22 protein-coding genes and 1 tRNA gene are annotated in these 24372 nt (G+C 65.4%); 7 read left to right on the forward strand and 16 right to left on the reverse strand.

Features of this window, described 5'->3' with window-relative positions; genetic code table 11:
- A partial coding sequence (gene trxA / locus ACREC7_RS07125; RefSeq protein ID WP_431554996.1) for a thioredoxin occupies window positions 1–548 on the reverse strand: 548 nt, incomplete at its 3' end.
- A gap of 129 nt (window positions 549–677) precedes the next feature.
- Entirely contained in the window at window positions 678–1187 is a 510-nt protein-coding gene (locus tag ACREC7_RS07130; RefSeq protein WP_431554997.1) for a prolyl-tRNA synthetase associated domain-containing protein, read from the reverse strand.
- A gap of 159 nt (window positions 1188–1346) precedes the next feature.
- On the opposite strand from ACREC7_RS07130, the gene ACREC7_RS07135 reads away from it, so the two are divergent.
- Window positions 1347–1421 (forward strand) — tRNA-Gly (locus tag ACREC7_RS07135).
- An 84-nt stretch (window positions 1422–1505) separates the two neighbouring features.
- On the opposite strand, the gene ACREC7_RS07140 is transcribed toward ACREC7_RS07135, so the two are convergent.
- Window positions 1506–2618, reverse strand: a complete 1113-nt coding sequence (locus ACREC7_RS07140; protein ID WP_431554998.1) for an extensin family protein — start codon at window positions 2616–2618, stop codon at window positions 1506–1508.
- Between the two features lie 153 nt (window positions 2619–2771).
- The gene (locus tag ACREC7_RS07145) at window positions 2772–4616 is read right to left on the reverse strand and encodes a L,D-transpeptidase family protein (protein WP_431554999.1); all 1845 of its coding nucleotides are present in this window, start codon (window positions 4614–4616) and stop codon (window positions 2772–2774) included.
- Between the two features lie 550 nt (window positions 4617–5166).
- Between ACREC7_RS07145 and ACREC7_RS07150 the strand changes: the two genes are divergently transcribed.
- The 4 genes from ACREC7_RS07150 to ACREC7_RS07165 are packed head-to-tail and all read left to right on the forward strand — an operon-like array spanning window position 5167 to window position 8643.
- Entirely contained in the window at window positions 5167–5778 is a 612-nt protein-coding gene (locus ACREC7_RS07150; RefSeq protein ID WP_431555000.1) for a LemA family protein, read from the forward strand.
- Between the two features lie 25 nt (window positions 5779–5803).
- Window positions 5804–6592, forward strand: coding sequence for a TPM domain-containing protein (locus tag ACREC7_RS07155; RefSeq protein ID WP_431555001.1), 789 nt, complete (start codon window positions 5804–5806; stop codon window positions 6590–6592).
- 7 nt (window positions 6593–6599) lie between these two features.
- Window positions 6600–7232: a TPM domain-containing protein gene (locus ACREC7_RS07160; RefSeq protein WP_431555002.1), complete on the forward strand. Its 633-nt coding sequence runs from the start codon at window positions 6600–6602 to the stop codon at window positions 7230–7232.
- Window positions 7213–8643, forward strand: coding sequence for an MFS transporter (locus ACREC7_RS07165; RefSeq protein WP_431555003.1), 1431 nt, complete (start codon window positions 7213–7215; stop codon window positions 8641–8643). Before ACREC7_RS07160 ends, ACREC7_RS07165 begins: the two co-directional genes overlap by 20 nt.
- Window positions 8644–9404: 761 nt before the next feature.
- Here ACREC7_RS07165 and purH read toward each other — a convergent pair.
- The 4 genes from purH to htpX all read right to left on the reverse strand — a co-directional run bounded on the left by purH (window position 9405) and on the right by htpX (window position 15292).
- The gene (purH, locus tag ACREC7_RS07170; protein WP_431555004.1) at window positions 9405–10982 is read right to left on the reverse strand and encodes a bifunctional phosphoribosylaminoimidazolecarboxamide formyltransferase/IMP cyclohydrolase; all 1578 of its coding nucleotides are present in this window, start codon (window positions 10980–10982) and stop codon (window positions 9405–9407) included.
- Between the two features lie 84 nt (window positions 10983–11066).
- Complete coding sequence (locus ACREC7_RS07175) at window positions 11067–12821, reverse strand: heparinase II/III family protein (protein WP_431555005.1); 1755 nt, start codon at window positions 12819–12821, stop codon at window positions 11067–11069.
- A gap of 134 nt (window positions 12822–12955) precedes the next feature.
- On the reverse strand, window positions 12956–14317 hold the full coding sequence (locus tag ACREC7_RS07180) for an RsmB/NOP family class I SAM-dependent RNA methyltransferase (RefSeq protein WP_431555006.1): 1362 nt from the start codon (window positions 14315–14317) through the stop codon (window positions 12956–12958).
- 18 nt (window positions 14318–14335) lie between these two features.
- Window positions 14336–15292: a zinc metalloprotease HtpX gene (gene htpX, locus ACREC7_RS07185; RefSeq protein ID WP_431555007.1), complete on the reverse strand. Its 957-nt coding sequence runs from the start codon at window positions 15290–15292 to the stop codon at window positions 14336–14338.
- 206 nt (window positions 15293–15498) lie between these two features.
- Between htpX and ACREC7_RS07190 the strand changes: the two genes are divergently transcribed.
- Window positions 15499–15954 carry a globin domain-containing protein gene (locus ACREC7_RS07190; protein WP_431555008.1) on the forward strand — a complete coding sequence of 152 codons (456 nt, stop codon included), beginning with the start codon at window positions 15499–15501 and terminating at the stop codon, window positions 15952–15954.
- A gap of 9 nt (window positions 15955–15963) precedes the next feature.
- Here ACREC7_RS07190 and ACREC7_RS07195 read toward each other — a convergent pair whose 3' ends face one another.
- From ACREC7_RS07195 to tsaD, 8 genes are all read right to left on the reverse strand, one after another.
- Window positions 15964–16362, reverse strand: coding sequence for a hypothetical protein (locus tag ACREC7_RS07195; RefSeq protein ID WP_431555009.1), 399 nt, complete (start codon window positions 16360–16362; stop codon window positions 15964–15966).
- A 58-nt stretch (window positions 16363–16420) separates the two neighbouring features.
- Complete coding sequence (acs, locus tag ACREC7_RS07200) at window positions 16421–18373, reverse strand: acetate--CoA ligase (RefSeq protein ID WP_431555010.1); 1953 nt, start codon at window positions 18371–18373, stop codon at window positions 16421–16423.
- A 106-nt stretch (window positions 18374–18479) separates the two neighbouring features.
- Entirely contained in the window at window positions 18480–18881 is a 402-nt protein-coding gene (locus ACREC7_RS07205; RefSeq protein ID WP_431555011.1) for a DUF1761 domain-containing protein, read from the reverse strand.
- Window positions 18882–18900: 19 nt separating this feature from the next.
- Complete coding sequence (locus ACREC7_RS07210; RefSeq protein ID WP_431555012.1) at window positions 18901–19332, reverse strand: EVE domain-containing protein; 432 nt, start codon at window positions 19330–19332, stop codon at window positions 18901–18903.
- Between the two features lie 7 nt (window positions 19333–19339).
- Window positions 19340–19639 carry a YciI family protein gene (locus ACREC7_RS07215; RefSeq protein WP_431555013.1) on the reverse strand — a complete coding sequence of 100 codons (300 nt, stop codon included), beginning with the start codon at window positions 19637–19639 and terminating at the stop codon, window positions 19340–19342.
- A 14-nt stretch (window positions 19640–19653) separates the two neighbouring features.
- The gene (locus tag ACREC7_RS07220) at window positions 19654–21054 is read right to left on the reverse strand and encodes a multicopper oxidase family protein (RefSeq protein ID WP_431555014.1); all 1401 of its coding nucleotides are present in this window, start codon (window positions 21052–21054) and stop codon (window positions 19654–19656) included.
- Between the two features lie 92 nt (window positions 21055–21146).
- Window positions 21147–22142, reverse strand: coding sequence for an NAD(P)H-dependent glycerol-3-phosphate dehydrogenase (locus ACREC7_RS07225; protein WP_431555015.1), 996 nt, complete (start codon window positions 22140–22142; stop codon window positions 21147–21149).
- A gap of 84 nt (window positions 22143–22226) precedes the next feature.
- On the reverse strand, window positions 22227–23321 hold the full coding sequence (tsaD, locus tag ACREC7_RS07230) for a tRNA (adenosine(37)-N6)-threonylcarbamoyltransferase complex transferase subunit TsaD (RefSeq protein ID WP_431555026.1): 1095 nt from the start codon (window positions 23319–23321) through the stop codon (window positions 22227–22229).
- Between the two features lie 112 nt (window positions 23322–23433).
- Here tsaD and hemC point away from each other — a divergent pair, with 112 nt between their 5' ends.
- Complete coding sequence (gene hemC / locus ACREC7_RS07235) at window positions 23434–24369, forward strand: hydroxymethylbilane synthase (protein ID WP_431555016.1); 936 nt, start codon at window positions 23434–23436, stop codon at window positions 24367–24369.
- The last annotated feature ends 3 nt before the right edge of the window (window positions 24370–24372 follow it).

Below are 24372 nucleotides of genomic sequence, written 5' to 3' on the forward strand. Positions count from 1 at the left end.
GACAGGGTGAGATCCCCGGTCTTGATGTAGCACTTGGCGAGCCCCGCCGCGGCGCGCTCATTCTCCGCGTCCTTTTGCAGAGCCTCGCCGAAAGCTTGCGCGGCGGTATTGACGTCACCGGCGGCAAGTGCGGTTTCCGCACCCTCCATGTCGGCGGCTTCATCGGCCGACTCATCGCCGACCAGCCTCGCGATAAACGCCTTGATGCGGTCCTCGGGCAACGCTCCCATGAAGCCGTCGACCGGCCTTCCATCCTGGAAGGCGAACACCGCCGGGATCGACTGAACCCCCATCTGGCCCGGGATCTGCGGGTGCTCGTCGATGTTGAGCTTGACGAGCTTGACCGCGCCCTTGGCCGCGCGCACGGCCTTCTCCAGAACCGGCGTCAATTGCCGGCAGGGTCCGCACCACGGCGCCCAGAAATCGACCAGCACCGGAACCTGGCGCGAGGCGTCGATCACGTCGCGCATGAAATCCGTGGTGGTCGTGTTCTTGATGAGATCGGCGTCGGCTGTGCCGGCGCCTTCCGAAAGGATCGGGGTATCCATGCTGCTGCTCACTCACCCTGGGGTTCGCGACCCTATACTCGGCAGGCGGCAAGGCCAAGCCGGTCGCGCGCCCTATTTTACCGGGAAGATGGGCCGCGACTGCCGGTTTAGCAACGCCTCCGGCAGCGGTCAGGAGAGCGGGAGAATGAGCGGCTCGTGACCGCAGGCGCGGATGAAGCGGAGGAAATCTTGGGCTGCGAGCCGGGTGGTGGCGGTGTTCTCCAGCGGGTGGAAGTTGACCTCGGCGAAGGCGAGGAGGGCGGCATCGACGCCCACGACGACGCGGGCCTCGGTATCGTTGATCAGGGCAAAGGGCGTGACTGAGCCTGGGGTCACGCCGAGCAGGTCGAAGAGGCGCTCAGGCTTGCCGAAGCTGAGGCGGCCGAGCCCGAGGCGTTTCGCCAGCATCTTCAAATCGACCCGCGTGTCGTCCTTGGCAACGACGAGGGCGGCGCGGCCGTCCTTGTCCATCACGAACAGATTCTTGGTGTGGGCGCCAGGCAGCCGCTCGCGCAAGGATTGGGACTGCTCGACGGTGAACACCGCTTCGTGCTCCACCGTGGTCGAGGCGATGCCGAGCTCTGCGAGGCGCGCGAACAAAGTCTCTCGATCCGCCACCTTCGGTCTCGGATTGGTCATTGGCCGGCCGTCCAACTGCCTGATCCACGTAATATTTCGACGCCACGATGGCCGGCAGCTCCTGCTATGGACATCGGAGAGGCGATCAATTAAAACGCCACAAGTGCCTTCAAGCGCGAACCGGATGGGTTTGGCAAGAGCGCGAGGGTAGGACGGATCGCGGGTGTAGCTCAGGGGTAGAGCACAACCTTGCCAAGGTTGGGGTCGAGGGTTCAAATCCCTTCGCCCGCTCCAATTTTCTCCTTCAAGCAAGCATGGCGGCGCATAGCGGGGCCTTGGCGCCGCTCCACCCCGCGCCGTTCAACCTAGCGCCGCCCGCTACTTGCAGACGTTGAGCGCGTGCCGGTCCTGCAGGTCGAGATGCAAATGCGTGCGGTGGATGTCGTTGGCCTCGGGGCCGAGCACCGTGGTGAACACTCCGCAAGCGCCCTGATGCACGAGCCTCAAGAATTTGGCTTGCGGGAGTGAGAGCGGGTCCGGGGCCGGCGCCTTGTCCTCGGGCGGAGCGGCATCCTGAACGAGGGCGGCCGACTTCACCGACACTTGCATGGCTGCCGTCGCGCTCGCCGGCGTCGCGGCTATTTTCGCGGAGGGCGCGCCTTGATCGGCTTCGCCATCCGCGCTCGCGCTCTTGGCGGCGATCGGGATGAGCTTCACGCCTGCCACAAGGTCGCGGCGCGTCGGGCCCCAGCCCGTGGCCAGATCGATCCTTCGCCCATCGGCGAGAAAGAACACCGGAAGGTCGATGGCGTCGGCGAAAGCATGCTGGCTGCGGCGCTCGTTGGGCAGGTTGTAGAGGTTGCGGCAGGCATAGCCTGAGCCTGCGATCCTCGTCACCGGCGAGCCTAGTGTGGCGAGCGCCGCGGGCTGCACCGTCTTTTCCATCCAGCGATTGAGCGCCACGACCATGGGGCAGTTCATCAGCATGGGCGGATCGACTGCGACCTTGTCCTTGCCGCCGATGCTCCTGAGCAGAACCGGCGCCGGCGTGCCGCAGTCGTTATAGCGAATTGGCGCGAGCGGAATGACTTGTGCCGTCACCGGCGCGAGCAGGTTCACGCATTCCATCAGCGCCGCGTCGACCTCCGCCGTGGACCATTGGGGAGGGGGCGCCTCGGCTTCGCCGGCTTGTGGCGTTGCGGCCGCCTCAACGAGAGGCGGCGAGGCTGCCGGCGCAGGGTCTTGCGTGGCACGCTGGGGGTCATGGCCCGAGACCGTAGCGGCCAGGGCTCGGACCTCTTCGGTTGGTGTCGCGGCGTCCCCGGACGGTGTCTTGGCTTGCTCGGAGGCTGCCTCCGGCGCGTCTCGGCGCGCAGCGTTGGACGAAAGCCCGATCCACGGAGAAATCACGGAAAGCGTGACGAAGCTCGCGATTGCGGCAGCTGACAGTGCCGCCGAGCAGTAGGCAACGATCTTTCCGGACTGATGCATGATCCGACCGGAATCCCCCCGGGAGCGGCGCTCTCGCTACCTTGGCACCCGGAGATTAATCAAAAGTAGTCGGAGGGATCCGCGCCTGAGGCCGAAACCGATCGGCCTGCCAGGTCGTCGGCCGCCGGGCCGCGAGTCACTAAAGTCTTGAGCCTACCAGGGGCCGCGCCCAAAGAGGCCACGGTTGTTCCGGCCGGACCACGGGGCGCCTCCCCACGGATCGTCATTAAAGCGCCTGACCACCGCGTTGTTGCGCCGGCGGGGTTTCGGCCTTGCCTCTGGCTCGTCGTCGGTCATGCTGATCTTGGCGCCGGTCGATTTGGCGAGCACCACGAAGTCCCCGCCTCTCGGCAGGTTCGCCGAATTGATGCTGGTATCGGCAACGATGAAGGTCGAGCCGGGCGTCAGACGCTCGGAGATCTTCTGGCGGACGTCGTCCGGGATCTCGAGCCGGTCGAGAGGCGCCGCAGCGCCGCCGCCATCCTGCACGTCGAGCGTCACCCAGTTGGTCTTGGTGTCGCCGGGGGCGAAATTCAGCGCCACATAGACGTGGGTGCCGAGCGGTTCGTCCGCGTTGCGGAAGCTGACCGCCGTATCGAATACATCGTCGAATTCCTGCCTGACGTAGAGATGGCCTGCCGGAGGCTCGCCTTTGTCCGCGACCGCGTACACCTTCTTCACGAGCTCATCGTTGAAGGCGCCGGTCTCACCCATGCCGTTCGCCTTCTGGAACTCCTTGATGGCGCCGATAGTCGCCTTCCCCATGGTGCCGTCGAATTTCTGCGGCGGCAAATATCCCGTCGAGGCAAGGATCTCCTGCACACCAATGATGCGGTCGCGCTGGGTGCGCCTGGTCAATAGGATGCGCAAAGGCGCCTGCGAATGAGGCTCGGCAGCCTCCACGGAAGCGGCATCGACGCCGGCGTTCAATTTGCCTGCGGCGGGCGGGGGTGAGGCGGGCTCTACCGGTGGATCGATGACCGGAGCGGCCACAGCGGTTGGAGCGGTCGTGGGCGTAGGTGCTGCCTCCGGCTCTGGCGTGACGGCGGGAGAGGGAGCCGATTTCTCGGTCACTACGCCGTCGGCACCGGCCGAAGTGTCGGGAACGCCATGGCTCGCCGCGCTATCGCTCGTGTCGGGGGTGATGGCATGGACGCGGTTGGGGTCCGAGTCGGCTTCTGGGCGGGCATGCGTCTCCGCCGTATCCTTTGCCGGCTCTGCCTGCGACGCGTCGCCCTTCGCCTCGGCCTTCTGCTCGGCCTGAGGTTGAGCTTCGCTGTCGACGGTCGTCGGCGCCTCCGCCCTCGCCAGGATCACCGGGCTCGCGGCCGCGGCGGCAGCGACCACCACCGGGGAGCTCATCGGTTGGAGCGGTGCGAGGGAGGCGTGCTGCGCGATTTCCGGAAGCGAAGGTGGCGGCAACGGCTGGAACAGGGCCGGATGATCGACCGGAGTGGGCTTCGGCCGGCCGCGGGAGGTGATCACATTGTCGCCGACCGAAGACATCTGGAAGAATTTAGGCGCAAACGCATAGGTCAGCCGGATGCAGCCGTGGGAGGCGGGGTAACCGGGCACTACGCCGGCATGCATTGCCGTACCAGACCAGGTAAGCCGGTTCATCCATGGCATCGGTGCGCCGCTGTATATGTTCGAGTGATGCCACCGCGCCTTTTGCATGATCGAGAAAGCGCCGATGAAGGTCGGATGCTGCGCGGTTCCGGTCGACACCGCCGAGGTGGTGACGAGCGTCGTGCCGCGATAGACGTCTACCTTTTGCTGCCCGATGGAGACGACAACGATCATCGGCTGCTTGTTGTCGACAGCGACGATCGGCTCGTCGGGCGCCTTAGCCGGCTTTTGTTGCTTCTTCCCGGCTTCGGCCGGCAACGCGGCAATCGCCAAGGTGAGTGCCGCAACGCCCAACCACAGTGCCGAAATTCGTGTTGCTCTTGCGGCGACCGGGATCGCCTTCACCCTACACACACGCTGCGCTTTCAATGCCCGTCCCCGCGCTCGATCGAACCCTGCATGGGCTGAAATTGTTCCCCTCGACCGTGTGACTCTCCCTCGCGAATCACACTAGGTGAGGCTATCAAATTTGGCCAGCAAAGCCTTCCGATTACCTAACATTTGGGGCCGCTCGTCAAAGATTTCACCTCGCCCGCGCGCCTGCCTGTGCCTCTCACACAACTCCCTGCGTCGCGTGGGAAATTTCCGCCTCTGCGGCAGCGAGTCCGGCTCGCACCGCAGCCAAGCGCCTCGAATAAACTTGGCCCTTGTTCCATTCTGGCAACACCTAGACGCTGCCGAGCCACAGCGCTTCATGGCGGTCATGGTGGAGGCAGCCGCATCGGGCGCGCGAGCAGATCAAGTCGCGCGATCGCTCCGTTCATAGTCAACCGCGGATTTGCGGTGGCACGAGGGCAGAAATTGTCCCTAACCAAGATGCGCAACCGGAGACCATCTCCGGCAAAAGGCCTTGCTTCGTAAGCGCCCGCTAAATACACCCGATGCCGAAAGCGGCTTTTGGCTTTTCAGGGAGGCTCTCATGCTGGCATTGACGCGACCGCGTTCTCGCACCGCATTCCGTGCGCTGTCTCTGTTGCTCGCGGGCTTGGCGCTCGCCGGTTGCGGCATCAACACCATTCCAACGCTGCAGGAGCGGGCCAAGGCCTCCTGGAGCGAGGTCCTGAACCAATATCAGCGCCGCGCCGACCTCATCCCCAATCTGGTGCAGACGGTGAAGGGCTATGCCGCCCAGGAGAGCAAGGTGCTGACCGAGGTGGTCGAGGCGCGCGCCAAGGCGACGCAAATGCAACTTCCCCCTGACATCCTCACCAATCCTGAGGCGTTCAAGAAGTTCCAGGAGGTCCAGGGCCAGCTCAGCGGGTCACTCGCGAGGTTGCTGGCCGTGGTCGAGAACTATCCAGACCTGAAGTCGAACGCGAATTTCCTCGCGCTGCAATCCCAGCTGGAAGGCACCGAAAACCGCATCGCCATCGCAAGGCGCGACTACATCACCGCGGTCAAGGACTACAACACCGAGATCAGGACCATCCCCGGACGCTGGTGGCGCTCGGTGCTTTATCCCGATGCCGAGCCGATGCAGAATTTCACGGTCGCCGAGGAGACCACCAAGGTGCCGGAGGTGAAGTTCTAGCGGGAACAGGCGAACGAGGGCGAGCATGGCCTCAACGCCGCGGCGGTTCAGCCCGATCCTTGCCGGTTTCGTACTGCTTCTTTGGATCGCGCCCGCCTGGGCGGCCGAACCGGACTATCCTGAGCTTACCGGCCGTGTGGTCGACGATGCCAACCTGCTGAGCGCAGACGACCGGGCCGAGCTCGACTCCGAGCTCAAGGCGCTCGAAGATAAGAGCTCGGACCAGGTCGTGGTCGTCACCTTGCCGTCGCTGCAAGGCTTGACCATCGAGGACTACGGCTATCAGCTCGGCCGCCATTGGGGCATCGGCACCAAGGAGAAGGACAACGGCGTCCTCCTCATCGTCGCTCCCAATGAGCGCAAGGTGCGCATCGAGGTCGGCCGCGGGCTTGAGCCGATTCTCACCGATGCCATGTCGACGGTGGTCATCAACGGCGCCATCCTGCCGCGCTTCCGCACCGGCGACTATGCCGGCGGCATCAAGGAAGGAGTGAAGAGCGTCGAGCTGGTGCTCACCGGCGATGCTGCCGAGCTCGCCGAGCGCGTAAAGGGCCGGCACGACGCCGACGATCCGAAGATCGACTGGCTCGTGGTCATCTTCTGGACCCTCATCATCCTGTGGTTCATCTGGGTCACCTGGCGGAGCACCCAGCGCTCGGCCTATCGCCGCGGCAGCGGCCCGATCTTTATCCCTGGCCCCGGTTGGGGAGGCGGCTCCGGCGGCAGCGATTGGGGAGGCGGCGGAGGAGGCGGAGGCGGATTCTCGGGCGGCGGGGGCAGCTTCGGCGGCGGCGGCGCCTCAGGCAGCTGGTAGGATGCCCATGGAGCCCTTCAGCCCCGAAGACCGCGCCAGCATCGAAGCGGCCATTACCGAGGCCGAGAGCAGGACGAGCGGCGAGATCATCGTCGTCGTCGCCACCGCGAGCGCCGGCTATTTCGCCTATGCGCTGATGTGGGCCGCGCTGTTGGCGCTGCTTGTGCCTTGGCCGCTGATCTACTGTACCAACTGGCCGGTCGAACACATCTATCTCGCAGAGCTCGGCGTCTTTATCCTCGGCGCCGTGCTCATGCAGTGGGAGGCGCTGCGCTTCGCCATCGTGCCGAGCTCCATCAAGCGCGCCCGCGCCCATCAGAAGGCGGTTGAGCAGTTCCTGGCGCAAAACCTGCACACCACCAAAGGCCGTACCGGGGTGCTGATCTACGTGTCCTTCGCCGAGCACTACGCCGAGGTGATCGCCGACGACGGCATCTACAAGAAGGTGCCGCATGAGACGTGGAACGGCGTGGTGAACACCCTCACCACGCATCTCGGGCGAGGGCGGCGCACGCAAGGGTTCATCACAGCGATCGAGACCTGCGGCAAAATTCTCGCCGAGCATTTTCCACCCGGCCGGATCGATGAGAATGAGCTGCCCAACCATCTGATCGTGCTCGATGGCCGCTGGTCCGCGTAAGGGGAAGGGCACCGCCAAGGGCAAAGCGGCCGAACCTGCCGGGCCTCTCGCTCTGACAGGCTGGGTGCTGTTCGACTGGGCGACGCAGCCTTTCTACACCCTCGTGGTCACCTTCCTGTTCGGCCCCTATTTCGTGAATGGCTTTATTCGTGACCCTGCGCTTGGCGCTACGCTGTGGGCCTACGCCACCGGCGGCGCCGAGCTGATCGCGGCGCTGCTCGCGCCGATCCTCGGCTCCATCGCCGACGCCGGACTCCCGCGCAAGCCGTGGATCGCAGGCTTCTCGGTTCTGCTGGTCGCAGGCCTTTGCGGCCTATGGCTTGCCGTTCCGGGGCAAACCGGCATGGCGCCTCTGGTGCTGCTGTCGTTTGCACTCGCGACCATCGGCGCCGAGCTCGCCACCGTGTTCAACAACGCCATGATGCCTTCGCTCGTTTCGGCCAAGCGGCTCGGCACGCTCTCGGGCGTCGGCTGGGCCACGGGCTATGTCGGCGGGCTGGTGAGCCTCGTTCTCGTCGCCGGCTTCATCGTCGCCGACCCTGACACCGGCAAGACCCTGCTCGGCCTCAACCCGATCGTGCCGGTCGACATGGCGACGCGGGCCGACGAGCGGCTGGTCGGTCCGTTCTCCGCCCTCTGGTACCTGATCTTCGTCCTGCCTCTGTTCCTGTTCACGCCGGACCGGCCAGGATCACGCGCCGCGGCACCCGTCAGGACCGGCATCGCCCAGCTCGTCGCCGGCGTGAAGGACCTCTACCGGAACCACCGGCAGGTCGCGCTCTTTCTGCTTGCCCGCATGCTCTATGCCGATGGGCTCGGCGCGGTGTTTGCCTTTGGCGGCATCTACGCCGCGGGCGTGTTCGGCTGGCGAGCCTCTGAGCTCGGCCTGTTCGGCATCGTCCTCACCGTTGCCGGCACCATCGGCGCCGCATCCGGCGGCGTGCTCGACGATCGCCTCGGCTCGAAGCGCGTGATCGGCTGGACGTTGTGCCTGTTCATTCTGGCGTCGATCGGCGTGCTCTCGGTGGACAAGACCCATGTGTTGTTCGTTCATGCCGTCGAGCCCAAGGTGCCGGGCAGCGCACCTTTCTCCTCGGCCGGCGAGCAGGTCTATCTCGCCTTCGCCATTCTCATCGGACTTGCCGCCGGCCCGATCCAGGCGGCGAGCCGCACGCTGCTCGCGAGGATGAGTCCGCCGGAGAAGACCACCGAGTTCTTCGGCTTCTTCTCCTTCTCCGGCAAGATCACCGCCTTTGCCGCCCCGCTCGCCATCGGCGCTGTCACCGCCGCGACCGGCAGCCAGCGCCTCGGCATCGGCACGAGCGTCGTGTTCCTGATCGCGGGCTTGCTGCTGCTGCAGCGGGTGAAGCAGGCTCATACCTCCCCCTTGTGGGGAGGTCGGCGCGCGTAGCGCGTCGGGTGGGGGTGCAGAGTCACCCAAGCACTCCATGAAATGCGATGGGAACGCCCCCCACCCCGACATCGCCCTCGGCGATGTCGTCCCTCCCCGCGAGGGGGAGGGATGGAGCATGTTGCGGCGCTCATCGCTGCGGCGCTTCAAGTCCGGGCATGACGAAGGAGCGGGCATGACAGCACGTTGCCGCGACGCGTCTCAGCGTCCGGAGTTTGATCTTCTCCCCCTCGGGTGAGGGGGCGGCGCGCCGAAAGGCGCAAACTTAACGGCGTCGCATCCTCGGCAAGGATGCGCGGGCGCCTTCCGGCGCGCCGCATGCGCTCATGCAGCGAACACACGAGTGTGGAAGCGGTAGCGCATGCTATTTGCGGTGACTTGGCCGATCGCCGGGCCGCGCTTTCGCTTGGGACTTCGCTCGAAACTCAGGCGAACGGTGTCACCTTCGTTCCGATCTCGGTCACGTTGCGCTCAAATAGGCCGAAGGCCGGTAGCGCAACACTCTCGCGCTCAAGTAGGCCAGAGGCCGGTGGCGCAAGATCAAGTCGTCAGCCAGCTCCTGGCAGGACCTCATCGTGGGTCCGGGCGGAGCCCCGGCGCCGCCCGAGTGCTCGGCCTGCGAAGCCGAACCCGCGGGACACCGCGCCTCGTCCCGCCTCACGACGCCTCGCGATGACGCCCCTCAGTGGACCAGGTGAGTGCAGGATAACGAAGGTTTGGGAAGCGGGGATAAGTTCTGTCGGACCGTGTGGCACTCGCAGCTAGTGCCGGAAGTGGCGCATGCCCGTAAACACCATGGCGAGGCCCGCCTCGTCGGCAGCCGCGATCACCTCGGCGTCGCGCATCGCGCCTCCAGGCTGGATCACGGCGGTGGCGCCGGCCGCGGCGATCGCCTGCAATGCGTCAGGGAAGGGGAAGAAGGCATCGGACGCCGCCACCGATCTTTCCGTCAGCCGCGTCTTGAGGCCGGCGGCCTTCGCCGCCTGCTCGCCCTTCCACGCCGCCATGCGCGCCGAGTCGACGCGTGACATTTGCCCGGCGCCGATGCCGACGGTCGCCCCGTCCTTGGCATAGACGATGGCGTTCGATTTCACATGCTTCGCCACGGTGAAGGCAAAGATCAGATCCGCCAATTCCGCCGCGGTCGGCGTCCGCCTGGTCACGATCCTCAAGTCCGCCTCGGCCACGCCGTTGTCGCGCGCCTGCACGAGAAATCCACCCGACAGCGAGCGGAAGGTGAGGCCAGGCGCTTTCGGGTCGGGCAAGCCGCCGGCGAGCAGTAGCCGCAGGTTCTTCTTCCCGGCGATGATGGCCTTCGCCTCGTCGCTCGCATCTGGCGCGATGATCACCTCGGTGAAGATCTCGACGATCTCCCGTGCTGCGTCGGCATCGAGGCCGCGGTTGAGCGCGATCACGCCGCCGAATGCGCTTTCCGCATCGCAAGCGAGAGCTTTCGCATAGGCCTCCTTGAGCGTGGCGGCGATGGCTACGCCGCACGGATTGGCGTGCTTGATGATGGCAACCGCCGCGGCGGCGCCTGGATCGAACTCGGCGACCAGCTCGTAAGCCGCATCGGCGTCGTTCAGATTGTTGTAGGAGAGTTCCTTGCCCTGCACCTGCACGGCCGTGGCGACGCCGAAGCGGGACTCGCTCGTGCGGTAGAACGCGCCCCATTGATGCGGGTTTTCGCCGTAGCGGAGCGCATCGACCAACGTGCCGGCGACAACTCGCCATGCCGGCGTGCGATCGCCGATGGTCTCGGCGAGCCAGGAACCGATGGCAGCGTCGTAGGCTCCGGTACGGGCAAAGGCTTTGGCGGCGAGCTCCTTGCGCAACTCAGGCGTGGTCGTCCCGCCATTTTTCTCCATCTCATCGAGCACGCGCAGATAATCGGCGGGATCGACAATGACGGTGACGCTTGCGTGGTTCTTGGCGCCGGCGCGGATCAGTGCAGGCCCCCCGATATCGATGGTCTCGATGCAGGCCGCGAAATCCGCGCCGCTGCCCGCCGTGCTCTCGAAGGGATAGAGATTGACGGCAACGAGGTCGATCTGCGGGATCGCATGGTCTCTCAGTGCGCGCTCATGCTCCTCGTTGCCGCGCACCGCAAGCAGCCCGCCATGGATCTTCGGGTGGAGAGTCTTCACCCGGCCGTCCATCATCTCGGGAACCTGTGTGATCTCGGCGACGTCGATCACCTTGAGGCCGGCTTCGCGCAACAGCTTGGCAGTGCCCCCGGTGGAGATCAGCTCGACATTGTGGGCGGAGAGGCCACGCGCAAATTCGACGAGCCCCGTCTTATCGCTGACCGAAAGGAGCGCGCGGGCAATTTTCTGCATGGGGCAAACGTCCCGGGGGGCGAATTGGCAAGCCGCCCGGTATCACGAATTGCCGTCTCGGCAAAGCTGGGTCGCGGAACAGGCTTACGCGGGCGCAGCGGCGTCGCCGGCTTGAGGCAAGGGCGCCTCGCCGGGTGCTGCGGTCCGCTCGATGGTCCACGCGATCTCAATTTCCCGCTCCTCCTCCAGGCCGCCCTGAAGCACGATCTGGAAGCTCGCGCGCGGCCCGCGCTCGTCGGCCAGGAACACGCTTTCCTCAAGCGCGACCGTGGGCGTGTTGGCGGTGAGCGTCCAGGCTTCGCGGTTGGGCAACGTCAGCCTTACGCTTTTCTCGTCCTCCGCCATCTCGGCGCTGACACTCGGATGCAGATGGAAGCGAACCGCGTAGCCGCCGCCGCTCGTCTGCGCCTCGCCTTTGAGGCCCTTGGGGGCGGCTAGCGCGTCCTCGCCGCGCACCAGCAAGCCGTCGGGCGAGAGCTCCATGCGGCGCGCATGGCTAACGCCGAAGCGGGCGGCATAGCCCTCATGCGAGCCCTTGAGCACCAGGGCCCCGTCCTCCTCGTTGAGCGAGGTCTGCACATTGGGAGGACCGGCAAGCTCGGCGTTGGCGGCAGGCTCGCTGCCATTCGCTCCGGAAAAAATCGCCGAGGAGGTCTCCTCGAAGGCGAGCGTCGAGTGGGCCGAGGTGGAGCGGGCAAACATGCGCCAGTCGTCATGGTCGGGTGTCGGCGCGCCGCAATTGACGATGACGAGATGCTCGCCAGAGCTCATCTCGAACGAGAGACATCCGGCGTGAGACGCCATGCTCAATGCCCCAGATGGAGCCGCCGCGACGTCGGCGATGACGAGCGTGGCTCCGCGCTCCATGCGCACATAGCCGGAGTTCGGCGCGGCGCGAAGCGGTGCCCCGCCGGTATCGTCGTAGGCGAGCACGGTGGCGAGCGAATCGGTCGCGGTGGCGCCGCCGCCGTTGAAGCGCACCATGGTGCCGTCCCCAAGGCGGAAGAAGCGGACCATGGGCATGGCGCGGTCGATGGCGTCGGAGAGCTGCTTGGGCGGCACGCGGTCTCGCGCCATGAAGCATTGCCTGAGCGGCAAGAGATCGAGCAGCAGCTCGACCAGCGCCGTCGGGTTGCGCGAGATGTGACCGCCGTCGGACATGATCTGGCGGTCGAGCTCCTTGCAGAACGGCTTCAGGTAGCGGTCCACTACCGCTTGCTGCTCGGCGATGCACAAGCCGGCATAGACGAGCGCCATGAGGGCGACGAGGCGCGGCGCGCCGTCGGGGGCGTCGCGATAGCTCGCCGAAAGATAACGAAGGTGCGCCGTGAGCGAATGCAGGAAGGTCTCATAGGACTTCGGATTGCTCGCATCGAGCACCACCACCGAGTTCGACAGCCAGGAGATGACTCTGCGCCCGACCACCTCAGGCTGCCAGGCGAGGCCGCGCACGTTCTTGTGCAGCTTGAGGAAATCGCCGAGCAGGGCTTTGGCTTGCTCGCGCGACAGCTCGCTGCCCGCGACCCGCAAATGCCTGAGCCAGCCGAAGCCGTAAAGCTCCCGCGCCCAACCCTCCGAAGGCGGCGTGATCTCGAAGGGCGACTGGGAGCCAAGCTCGACCAAGCTGCCGGCGAGACCGAAATGGCCGTTGTAGATCTCGGTGGCAAAGCTCGGATCGGCGGTGCGCAGGTCCTGGGGGGCAAGCAGGAGTTGCTCGGCTTCAGTCCCAGGATAAGAGATGCTCGCCATGCGCAAGAGCATGAAGCGGCGAAGCGCGCTTGGGCCCCGCGCGAGCTCAGCGCGCGACCGGCCCTGGCCGGCAAGGGGTTCAGTCGCCATGCTCAATCATCTCGAATTTTGGGCCCCGCCTGCACATCAGGCGCCTCGGGGCCTCCCCGCAAAACTCCTGGGCATTGTCGGACTGCCGCAGGGCAGGATCAAGAGGCTTGGGGCCTAAGGCCGCCTAAAGCCTGCTATTTGTTGCGTTTCAGGCGCGCGGCAAAGAAGCCGTCCATCCCGCTCCATTCCGGCGTCCCGAGGTCGAGCTGGTAGGGAAAAGTCCTGAGGAACCCAGGCGCCTGTAGCCAATCTTCCTGCCCATACACGTCGCCAAGCAGGATCGGGTCGACCTGAACGCCCGAGTTTCGGGCAAGGAGAGCGGCAATCTGGGCCTCGCCTTCCTCAAGCTCGAGCGAGCAGGTCGAATAGACCAGCGTGCCCCCAGGCTTGAGCAGGAGGCACGCGTTGTCGAGAAGCCGGGCCTGCAAGGCGGTCAACGCCTCGATGTCCTTTGGCGACTTCAGATAGGGAATGTCCGGATGCCTGCGGATGGTCCCGGTGGACGAGCAAGGGGCGTCGAGCAGCACGGCGTCGAAACGCTCCTCCGGCGCCCAGGTGGCGGCGTCGGCGGCCACCGCCGTGGCATCGAGGCCGAGCCTCGCCAGATTGGCGCCGAGCGTCTTGAGCCTCGTCTTGGAGATATCGACGGACACCACGGAAGCTCCGGCGAGCGCAAGCTGCGCCGTCTTGCCGCCAGGTGCGGCGCAAAGGTCGGCCACGCGTTTTCCCGCCACGTCTCCCATGAGATGGGCCGGCAGCGACGCTGCGGCATCCTGCACCCACCACTCTCCTTGCTCAAAACCTGGGAGCGCTTCGATCCGGCCCTTGGGCAGAAGCCGCACGCTCCCATTGGGAAGCACGCGGCCCGACATTTGATCGGCCCAGTGGTCAGGGTCCCCCTTCACCGTCAGATCGAGGGGCGGCTCGATCAGATTGGCAGCGGCGATCAGATGTGCCCGATCCTCGCCGTAACGCGCGACCCACCGGTCCCACAGCCAGTCAGGCGTGTTGACGCGCGGCGCATCGAGGCTTGCGGCGATGGCCTCGCCCTCCTTGGCGACGCGCCTGAGCACCGCGTTGACGAGCTTGTCGTAGCGGCGGGCGCGGGGATCCCATTGCGCAAGCCGCACGGCGAGATCGATCGCCGCGTGCGGCGGGGTCTTCAAGAAGATGAGCTGCGCCGCACCGGACAGGAGGATGGGATAGAGCTTCCCGGCCTTGTCCGGCATCCCGCGCTCGAGGAACGTATCGAGGATGCGATCGATCTCTCCGCGGCGCCGCAAGCTTGTCGCCACGATGGCGCGGGCAAGCGCCCGGTCGCGCTGCGGCAGATCGAACATCCAGCCGGTGGCCAGCGAGCGGCTCAGGATATCGTCGAGCGGCTGCTTCTTGTCGATGACGGCTGACAACAGCTCAACGGCTGCGCGCCGGGCCGGAAGGCCGACCTGCGCCTCCCGCGCGGTGGCTGAGTCGCGCGTCTCTTCGTCGAAGCTCATCTGATGTTTCGCGCGGGCTTAGGCCTGGTCCCAAGGACCGCGCCGCCGCCAGCCTCCCTCTTGCGGCGAAGCCCAAGGTCCCGACGAGCGGGGGGCGGGTTCGAAGGTCTCGACGCCGCTCGCGCTCTGACCCATGCGCGCGGCAATCTCGTCGAGCCGGGCAATGCGGTTCTCGACATTGGGGTGGGTGGAGAACAGATTGTCCATGCGCGCGCCGGACAGCGGATTGACGATGAAGAGATGCGCCGAAGCCGGATTGCGCTCGGCGGGCGGATTGGAAATCTGCTCGGCAGCGCTCGAAATCTTGCGCAAGGCTGAGGCGAGCGACAGCGGGCGCTTGCTGATCTCGGCGCCGATGCGGTCCGCCTCATATTCGCGGCTGCGGCTGATGCCGAATTGCACGAGCGCCGCGGCGATCGGGGCGAGAATGACGAGCAGCAGGCCGCCGATCCGTCCGACGCCGTCGTTGTTGCGGCCGCTGCCGCCGAAATAGAAGCCGAAATTGGCGAGCATGGAGATGGCGCCGGCAAGCGTTGCGGTGATGGTCATGGTGAGCGTGTCGCGATGCTTGACGTGGCCGAGCTCGTGGGCGAGCACGCCGGCAAGCTCATCACGGGAGAGCCGCTCGAGTAGCCCGGTGGTGACCGCGACCGCGGCATGATCGGGATTGCGGCCGGTGGCAAAGGCGTTCGGCTGCGGATTGTCCATGATGAACACCTTGGGCATGGGCAGCCCGGCCTCGGCGGCGAGCTTCCGCACCAGCCCGTAAAGCTCCGGCGCCGCGCGCTCGTCCACCTCGCGGGCGCCGTACATGGAGAGCACCACCCTGTCGGAATTCCAATAGGCGAACAGGTTCATCGCCGCGGCGACGAGAAAGGCGATAACCATGCCGGTCTGGCCGCCCACCAGATAACCGATGCCCATGAACAGCGCGGTCATGGCGGCAAGCAGGATGGCCGTGCGGAAATAACCCATGGAACTCAACTCCCTGGCGCGGGGGACGTTGGCCCGCGCTCACGGTAAATATGTTGGAAGTGCCTGCCCCCATCACAAGTATCGAGGCCTTGGCGCGCGCTTCACGGCGCCTGAGGGCGCGCCGTTAGCGCGGCGGTTACCTTAACGCTTCATCAAGGGCTCACCGTCATGCTGGCTTGAGGTCAATCCACCCGCGAGTCGCGCCCATGTCCTTGACACTGCTTGCTCCGCCGTCCGAGCCTGTCTCCGTCAGCCCGTCGCTGACCCGCGAGCAAAAGCGGCACATCCGCGAGACCTTCGCCATCGTCGAGCCTGCCTCAGACCTCGTGGCCAGGCTGTTCTACATGAAATCGGTCGATCTCGATCCTTCGCTGGGCATTCTGTTCAAGTCGCCGAACCGTGTGCAGCGGCGGAAGTTCATGGCGGCGATGAAGGTCGCCGTGCTCTCGCTCGACCGGCTCCAATCGCTACAGCCCATTCTCAAGCTGCTCGGCACCCGCCAGCGCGAAGAGGGCGTCACCCCCAGCCACTATGAGACGTTTCAGAGCGCCTGGGTGTGGACCTTGGAGCAAGCGTTGCAAGCCCGCTTTCCACGCGAAGCGAAGGATGCGTGGTCGTCGCTGCTCGGCGAGATGACCCACGCCGCAGCCTCCACGCACTGACGCGCCCGCTTATTGCGGCGGCTCGGCGTCGCCCGCGCCCTCATCGGGAGTCTCTTCGTCGGGACGGGGAGCGTCTGCGCTCAGCGTCTTGGCTTGCACCGCCCCGGTCTCATCGATATTGACCTCGACATCCTGAGCGGGATCGAAGCTCTGTGGCTTGCCGTCGATGGCGATCGCATCTTGGGTCGCGGTGATGGTGTGGCCGTCGACCACGATCTTGACCCCGTCCGCGGTGGTCTCCTGGGTCAGGTTCTTGAAGTGCGAGACCGTGATCGTCCTTTGGCCGATCGAGATGTGCCGGACCTCCTTGCCTTTGTCCGAGGTCAGCAGCCCAAGCGCTGCGACGATGGCGACTACGAGCACGACAACGAGGCCGAGCGCTACGAGCAGCCCCTTGAGCCAGGTCATGTGATGTCTCCCCCTTGGCCTGAGCGCCGATGCGGTTTTGGGACCAAAATCCGATCGATCAGGCTGATCCACGGTTCTGGCGCTTCTCCACGAGATCGTCCACCACGGCGGGATCGGCCAATGTCGAGATATCGCCGAGATTGGAGAAATCGTCTTCGGCGATCTTGCGCAGGATGCGGCGCATGATCTTGCCCGAGCGGGTCTTGGGCAATCCCGGCGCGAATTGGATCAGATCGGGCGAGGCGATCGGGCCGATCTCTTTTCGCACCCAGTCGCGCAGCTCGATCTTCAGCGCATCCGACTCGGCCTCGCCATTCATCAGCGTGACGTAGCAATAGATGCCCTGTCCCTTCACCGCGTGGGGATAGCCGACGACCGCGGCCTCCGACACCTTGGGGTGAGCCACGAGCGCCGACTCCACCTCCACCGTGCCCATGCGATGGCCGGCGACGTTGATAACGTCGTCGACCCGGCCGGTGATCCAGTAATAGCCGTCCCCGTCTCGGCGGCAGCCGTCGCCGGTGAAATACTTGCCCTTGTAGGTGGAGAAATAGGTGTCGACGAAGCGCTTGTGGTCGCCATAGACGGTGCGCGCCATCGCCGGCCACGCATCGAGGATCACGAGATTGCCCGAGACCGCTCCTTCAAGCAGGTTTCCCTCGCCGTCGACGATCGCGGGCTGGACGCCGAAGAATGGCAGCGTGGCTGAGCCAGGTTTGAGCTTGGTGGCGCCGGGCAGCGGCGTGATCAGGATGCCGCCGGTCTCGGTCTGCCACCAGGTATCGACGATCGGGCAACGCCCTTCGCCGACCACGCGATAATACCACTCCCAAGCTTCCGGATTGATCGGCTCGCCCACGCTGCCGAGCAGGCGTAGCGACTTCCGACTGGTGCGCGTGACGTAGTCGTCGCCGGCGCCCATCAGTGCCCTGATCGCGGTGGGCGCCGTGTAGATGATGTTGACCCCGTGCTTGTCCACCACCTGCCAAAAGCGCGACGGGTCCGGGTGGTTGGGCACGCCTTCGAACATCAGTGTGGTCGCGCCATTGGCGAGCGGGCCATAGACGATATAGGAGTGACCGGTGACCCAGCCGACGTCTGCCGTGCACCAGTAGATGTCGCCCTCGTGATAATCGAAGATCAGTTGATGGGTCATGGCGACGTAGACGAGATAGCCGCCTGACGTGTGCAGCACGCCCTTAGGCTGGCCCGTCGATCCAGACGTGTACAGAATAAAGAGCGGATCTTCGGCGCCCATCTCGGCCGGCGGGCACTCGTCGGAAACCTTGGCGGCAACATCGTGGTACCAGAAATCGCGGCCGGCATGCATGGCGCATTGGCCGCCGGTTCGCTTGATCACGATGACCTTCTCATCGCCGAGCGACTTGGTCAGCGCCTCGTCGGCGTTGTGCTTGAGCTTGACCTTCTTGCCGCCGCGCAACCCCTCATCGGCGGTGACGACAAGCTTCGACTTGCAATCGGTAATACGGCCGGCAAGCGAGTCAGGCGAGAAGCCGCCGAACACCACTGAGTGAATGGCCCCGATCCGCGCGCAGGCCAGCATGGCAAAGGCCGCTTCCGGGATCATCGGCAGGTAGATGGTGACGCGGTCGCCGCGATTGACACCCATCGCCAGAAGCACATTGGCGAAGATATTCACCTCGCGGTGAAGCTCGCGATAGGTGATGTGGCGTGGAGGCTCGGCGGGATCGTCGGGCTCCCAGATGATGGCGACCTGGTGCCCTCGCTTCTTCAGATGCCGATCGATGCAATTGGCCGAGACGTTGAGCGTGCCGTCCTCGAACCATTTGATCGACACGTCGGGGTAGGCGAAGCTCGTGTTCTTGACGAGGCCATAGGGCTTGATCCAATCGATCCGCTCGCCCTGTTTGCCCCAGAACTTGTCCGGCTTGTCGACGCTCTTCTCGTAGAGCTTCTCGTATTCGTCCTTGTCGATGAAGGCCTGTTTCTTCCAGTCCTTCTGGACCTTGTAGACGGTTTCATCCGCCATCGGACCGCTCCTCCCTACGCAACGAAGTCCGCTTATGAAACTTGCTCCTATTATGGACGGCGACGGGCCGGGCTACAATCGTGCGCCGCAACCAAGACTTCGGCTTCTAGGCTCCAAACGCCCCGATGATGGCGCCCATGACGGCGAGCACGACGAGCCAATGAGCGGCATCGATGACTGTCACAATGGGCTTGGTGCCGTGAAACGCCTGGTTGGTGGCGGTCGTGGTCAACACGAAGCCGACCCAGACGAAGAAGGCGCTGATGACGCCGCCGCGAACGGTGACGTCGGCCAGATGGCCCATCAGCCCGGCAAGCATCCAGGCCATCAGCAGGCAGCCAAGGCCGGCGATGATGAAGGGGAGCGGGGTTGGCTTGCAGTCTTCTTTGCTTTTGCCGAGCGCGTCCTGCCAGACTTTGCCGAAGGCGGTGTACCAGCCCCAGCCCACGAGAAATCCCGCGACTGCGGCGATGACGACGGCGAGGTAGTTGATCGAAACTGCTGGCATCTCGTTCTCCCTGTTCTCCCTAGCTTCGCGACTTCTCCTTGAGCCCGGCCATCCGGCTGATGATACTCCACTCTTCGGCGGAAACCGGCTGCACCGAAAGTCTCGAATTGTTGACCAGCACCATGCTTTTCAGTGCCTTGGTGGATTTGATCTCGGCAAGCGTCACCGGTTTCGGCACGCCGGACACGGCAGCGACATCGACGCACTCCCAGACGCCGGTTCCGTCGGTCGAGTCGGGATGCGCTTCGGCGACCACCTTGACCACGCCGACGACGCATTTGTCGTCACCCGACAGGTAGAAGAAGCCGAGATCGCCGTTTTTCATCGCCCGCATATTGTTGCGGGCCTGATAGTTGCGCACGCCAGTCCATTCCGCGCCTTTATTGCCGGACGCTTTCTGTTGGTCCCAGGACCAGGTCTCGGCTTCGGACTTGAGCAGCCAATACGCCATTTGAGCCTCACGAGGTCTTGTTGGCCGGCGCGTTCATCGTCCACACCCAGGGGCGAATCTCGACCGAGGCGAACAGCCCAATTTTTGCGAAGGGGTCTCCGGCGGCGATCTCGTTTGCCGCCTGCAGCGACGCTGCCTCGACGACGATGAGACTGCCGTTCATGGTTTCGCCGTCAGCCTCGCTGAAGGGACCGGCAATCACGAGCGTCTCGCCCAGGCTTTGCAGATACGCGACATGCTCGGGGCGCTTCGCCATGCGGAGAGCGAGGCTGTTCGGCTTGTCGGTGCAGATCAAGGCGTAGAGCATGGCGCGTGGAATGCTCAGCTGAATGCCCGGTAGACCACCGTCGCGAACATGCCGGCGGCCATGTGGTAGAGGTTATGGCAGTGGAACGCCCAAAGGCCCGGATTGTCGGCGTCGAAGACGACCCTAACAGTCGCTTTGGGGGCAACCAGCACCGAGTCGCGCACCGCGCCCTGGAGCGGCTTGCCGTCGATCTCGACGACCTGAAAGACGTGCCCATGAAGGTGCATCGGGTGGGCCATCATCGTGCGGTTCCGCATGATAAGTTCCACTCGCTGTCCTTTGTCGATCGTCGCCGGCAGGCCGCCCTGGTCGTTGACCGTCATCCCCCAGATGTAGCCCGTCATCGTCCCGGTCAGATCGACGGGAATGGAATTGTCGATCGGCTTCGCTGGCAGCGGTTGCGTCGCGACAAGCCCCGCCTCGAGCTCAAGACCAACGATGGGACCGGGATCGGGCGCTTCGCTCGATAGGCTCGCGACGGAGGCACCGGGCGGCCGGAGCACGATGCCGGTCCTGAGCTTCCGCCCTTCGCCGACGGCGAACACCGGGACTGCCGTGCCGTCTGCGGGCATGCGCAGCACGATATCCGCCCGCTGTGCTACCGCGAGCGGCAGCCTCTTCACGGTCAGCGGGACAATGGGGTTCCCGTCGACGCTCACCAGGCTTCCCTCGTTGCCGCCGAAATCGACGGTGAAGTTGGTGGACGCGGCGGCGTTGATGATCCTCAGGCGCACCTCGCCGTTCCTCTCGACATCGATGATCTCGGGATCATCGAGCGTGCGGTCGTTGGCGAGAAAGGCGTCGTAGTCAACGTCGTTGAGGTCGGGCGAGGCATTCTTCGACATGTCCGCATTCGACATGTCCATGCCGCCGGCTTTCGGTTTGCGCAAATTGTCGAAAAGGGTCTGCGAATCGGTCCAGGAAAAATCCTCGAGGAAGAGGACGACCTCCTGGGCGCCGCTGGCGGCGGCGCTCTTCTCGCGGATGATCAGCGGTGAGGCGAGGAGGTCCTGTTCCTGCAGCCCGAAATGCGAGTGCATGAAGCGCGTCCCCGGCGGGATCGCCGGGAAGCGGTAGGCAACGGCTCCTCCGGGTGCGATCGGCGGAGCGGAGAGATAGGGCACGCCGTCGAGGCGCCATGGCTCGGTTAAGCCGTGCCAATGCAACCCTGAAGGTGCGGGCAGGGCATTCTCGACCACGACGTCGAGCTCGTCGCCTTCGTCAAGCATCAGGCCGAAGGCACCTGACGGCTGGATGACCCCGTAGCGGGTCGCCGCCTTGCCGCCGACCTCGATCTGCCGGGTCTGCATTCGAAGAGTTCTACGGCTGTCCGCCGCGCGTGTCAGCCGGGGCAGGGACGCCGCAGCGGCGAGGGTGGCGGCGCCGGCAAGCAGCGATCGACGCGACAACAACATGACAGTCCCCCCCGGGAGATGCGATCCGCAAAGCATAGCATACGATGCGCGCCAAGCCGACCCGCGGCAGCTGACCAATCTTTGCTCAGGCCCTAGCCTTCCGGTCTGAGCGGCCTGGCGAGCAGGGCTACGATCGCCTCATCGACCGTGGCGAGGCCCGACACCACGGCATGCACGGCCTGGGCGATCGGCATCTCGATGCCGCGCGCGGCGGCAATCTCCACCACGGCGCTTGCGGTGTAGACCCCTTCGGTCACCGAGAGCCGCCCCTTCAGCACCTCGCCCAGGCTCCGCCCTTCGCCGAGCGCGCTGCCAAGCGACATGTTGCGCGATTGCGGGCTGCCGCAGGTCAGGATCAGGTCGCCGAGGCCCGACAGCCCGGTCATGGTCTCCCGTCGTGCGCCGAGCGCCGTACCGAAGCGCATCATCTCGGCGAAGCCTCGCGTGACCAACGCGGCATGGGCGCTTTCGCCAAGCTTCTTGCCGACGACGATGCCTGCGGCGATGGCATAGACGTTCTTGAGCGCGCCGCCGATCTCCGCTCCCGCCACGTCATCGCTCCAATAGCAGCGGAACGAGGCATGACTCAGCGCATGCGCAAGAGCGCGGCCATGCGCCTCGCTGGCGGTGGCAAGGGTCAAGGCGGCGGGAAGTCCGCGCGCGATTTCGGCGGCGAAGCTCGGGCCTGAAAGCACGGCGGTGCGCACTCGCGGCAGAACTTCGGCGACGACTTGGGAAAGGAGCTGTCCGGTCGATTGCTCGATGCCCTTGGCGCCGATCACGAGAGGCTGGCCGTCGCGCATATGTGAGGCAAGCTCCCCGGCGATGGCGCGGAGCTCCTGCGCCGGCGTGATCATCAGCAGGAGGTCGCAGGCTGCGACTTCGCCGAGCTTGGCCGTGGCCTTGATGGCTGGATCGAGCGCGACACCCGGCAGGTAAAGCGCATTTCGATGTTGCTGGTTGATCTCGGCGACGGTCTCGGGCTCGTAGGCCCAAAGCATCACGTCGCGGCCGGCGCGGCGAGCACTGACCCCGAGCGCCGTGCCCCAGGCGCCTCCCCCGACAATGCCGACGCTCTCAAGGGCCATGTCACCCCCAATTGAAGCTGGGCCCTGTCATACAGGAAAGACGGTACCGCCGTCCTATGGCGCGGGGCCGGTATCCGGACCTTGTTACGCCTTAACCCCGGCACCGATGGCCGGCGCCGCGCCCGGGTCGAGCGGCCAGCGGGCGCGGGATGGCGCCGCGAGATCGTCGACGAGCAAGCGGGCGAGCCTTTCAGCCCCGGCCCAGGCCACCATGGCGGCGTTGTCGGTACAGAGCTCGGGCGGTGGCAGGACCAGCGCGAAGCCATTCTCCGCCGCGACAGTAGCAAGCGCGGCGCGGATGCGCTGATTGGCGGCAACGCCACCGGCGACGACGAGCGCCTTTTGTGCATCGGGTCCAAGCTGTTCGAGGTAAAGCTCCATGGCGCGGCGCGTGCGGTCGCTGACCATTTCCGCCGCAGCCTCCTGGAAGGACGCACAAAGGTCGGCGACGTCTTGGGCGCCGAGCGGCTCACGCTTCATCGCCTCGTGCCTCAGGGCGGTCTTGAGCCCTGCAAGCGAGAAATGCGGCTCTGGCCGCCCGAGCATCGGTCTTGGCAGTGCGATGGTCGCGCGGCCCCGCTTGGCGCATTCCTCGACCGCCGGGCCGCCGGGAAAGCCAAGCCCAAGCAGCTTTGCAGCCTTGTCGAAGGCCTCGCCCAGCGCATCGTCCAAGGTCGTGCCGAGGCGGGTGTAGGAGCCGACCTCCTTGACGATCAGAAGCTGCGTGTGACCGCCGGAGACGAGCAGCAGCAGATAGGGGAAGGGCAAGCCATGGGTGAGGCCTGGGGTGAGCGCGTGGGCTTCAAGATGGTTCACGGCGACGAACGGCAGCCCGCGCGCGAGCGCGATGGCCTTGGCCGTGGTGACGCCGACGATCAGCCCGCCGATCAGGCCCGGGCCTGCCGTCGCCGCGACGCCGTCGATCTCGTCCCAGCCAAGGCGAGACTCGGCGAGCGCTTCGGCGATGAGACGGTCGAGCAGCTCGACATGGGCGCGCGCCGCGATCTCGGGCACCACGCCGCCGAACTCAGCATGCAGCGCAAGCTGCGACCGCACCACATTGGCAAGCAGGACGCCCTTGCCGTTCGCCTCGCGGCGCACCAAGGCTGCCGCGGTCTCGTCGCAGCTCGTCTCGATGCCAAGGACCACAAACTCGCGCTTCTCTGGGGTAGTAGCCATCATGCTTCTTTACAGGGTAAGACCGCACCGGTTGAAGAGGCACGCTGCCTTGCGCCGTCAATGACAGATATGGGTGCCGGCGCGGCCAGTTTAAGTTAACGGAGTCAAGGACTTGGCAAATCGTCCGCTGCTCATCGGCACAAGGGGAAGTCCGCTTGCCCTTTGGCAGGCCGAGCACGTGCGGGCGCTTCTGACCGATGCGCATGGCCTTAAGCCCGACGCTGTCGCTCTCAGCGTCATCACCACGTCGGGCGACCGCATCCGCGACAAGCCGCTGCGCGACTTTGGCGGCAAAGGCCTTTTCACCAAAGAGATCGACGAGGCCCTGCTCGGCAAGACGGTCGATCTCGCCGTCCATTCCATGAAGGATTTGCCCACCGAGCTTCCTCAGGGAATTTCCATCGCTGCCGTGCTGCCGCGCGGCGATGTGCGCGATGCCTTCATCAGCGCGAGTGGCTTACCGCTTGCAGCATTGCCGTCGGGCGCTGTGGTGGGAAGCTCGTCGCTCCGCCGGCAGGCCCAGGTGAAGCGCCTGCGCCCTGACCTGCAAGCCATCGACCTTCGCGGCAATGTCGAGACGCGCCTTAAGAAGCTTAAGCAAGGCATGGTAGACGCCACCCTGCTCGCGCTTGCCGGACTTGAGCGGCTTGGTCTCACCGGTCATGTCACCTCGGTTCTTTCGACGGATGAGATGCTGCCTGCGGTGGCGCAAGGCGCCATCGGTGTTTCCTGCCGAAGCGACGATGCGGAAACACGCGAGCTGTTGCAGGCGCTCAACGATGACCGCACCGCCACCGCCGTCGCTTGCGAGCGGGCGTTCCTCGGGGAGCTCGACGGGTCGTGCCGGACGCCGATCGCGGGCCTCGCCGAGATCGCCGACGGGCTTTTGCGCTTTCGCGGTCTGGTGCTGACCCCCGACGGGACCGAATGGCATGAGATCGAGCAGCGCGGTGCCCCCTCCGACGCCGCGAGCATCGGCGCAAGCTCCGGCCGCGAGCTGCTCGAACTTGCCGGTCCGAATTTCCTCTCAAGCCTCACGGCGCGCTGACGT

It is taken from the genome of Methyloceanibacter sp., assembly GCF_050728395.1.
Lineage (GTDB): Bacteria > Pseudomonadota > Alphaproteobacteria > Rhizobiales > Methyloligellaceae > Methyloceanibacter.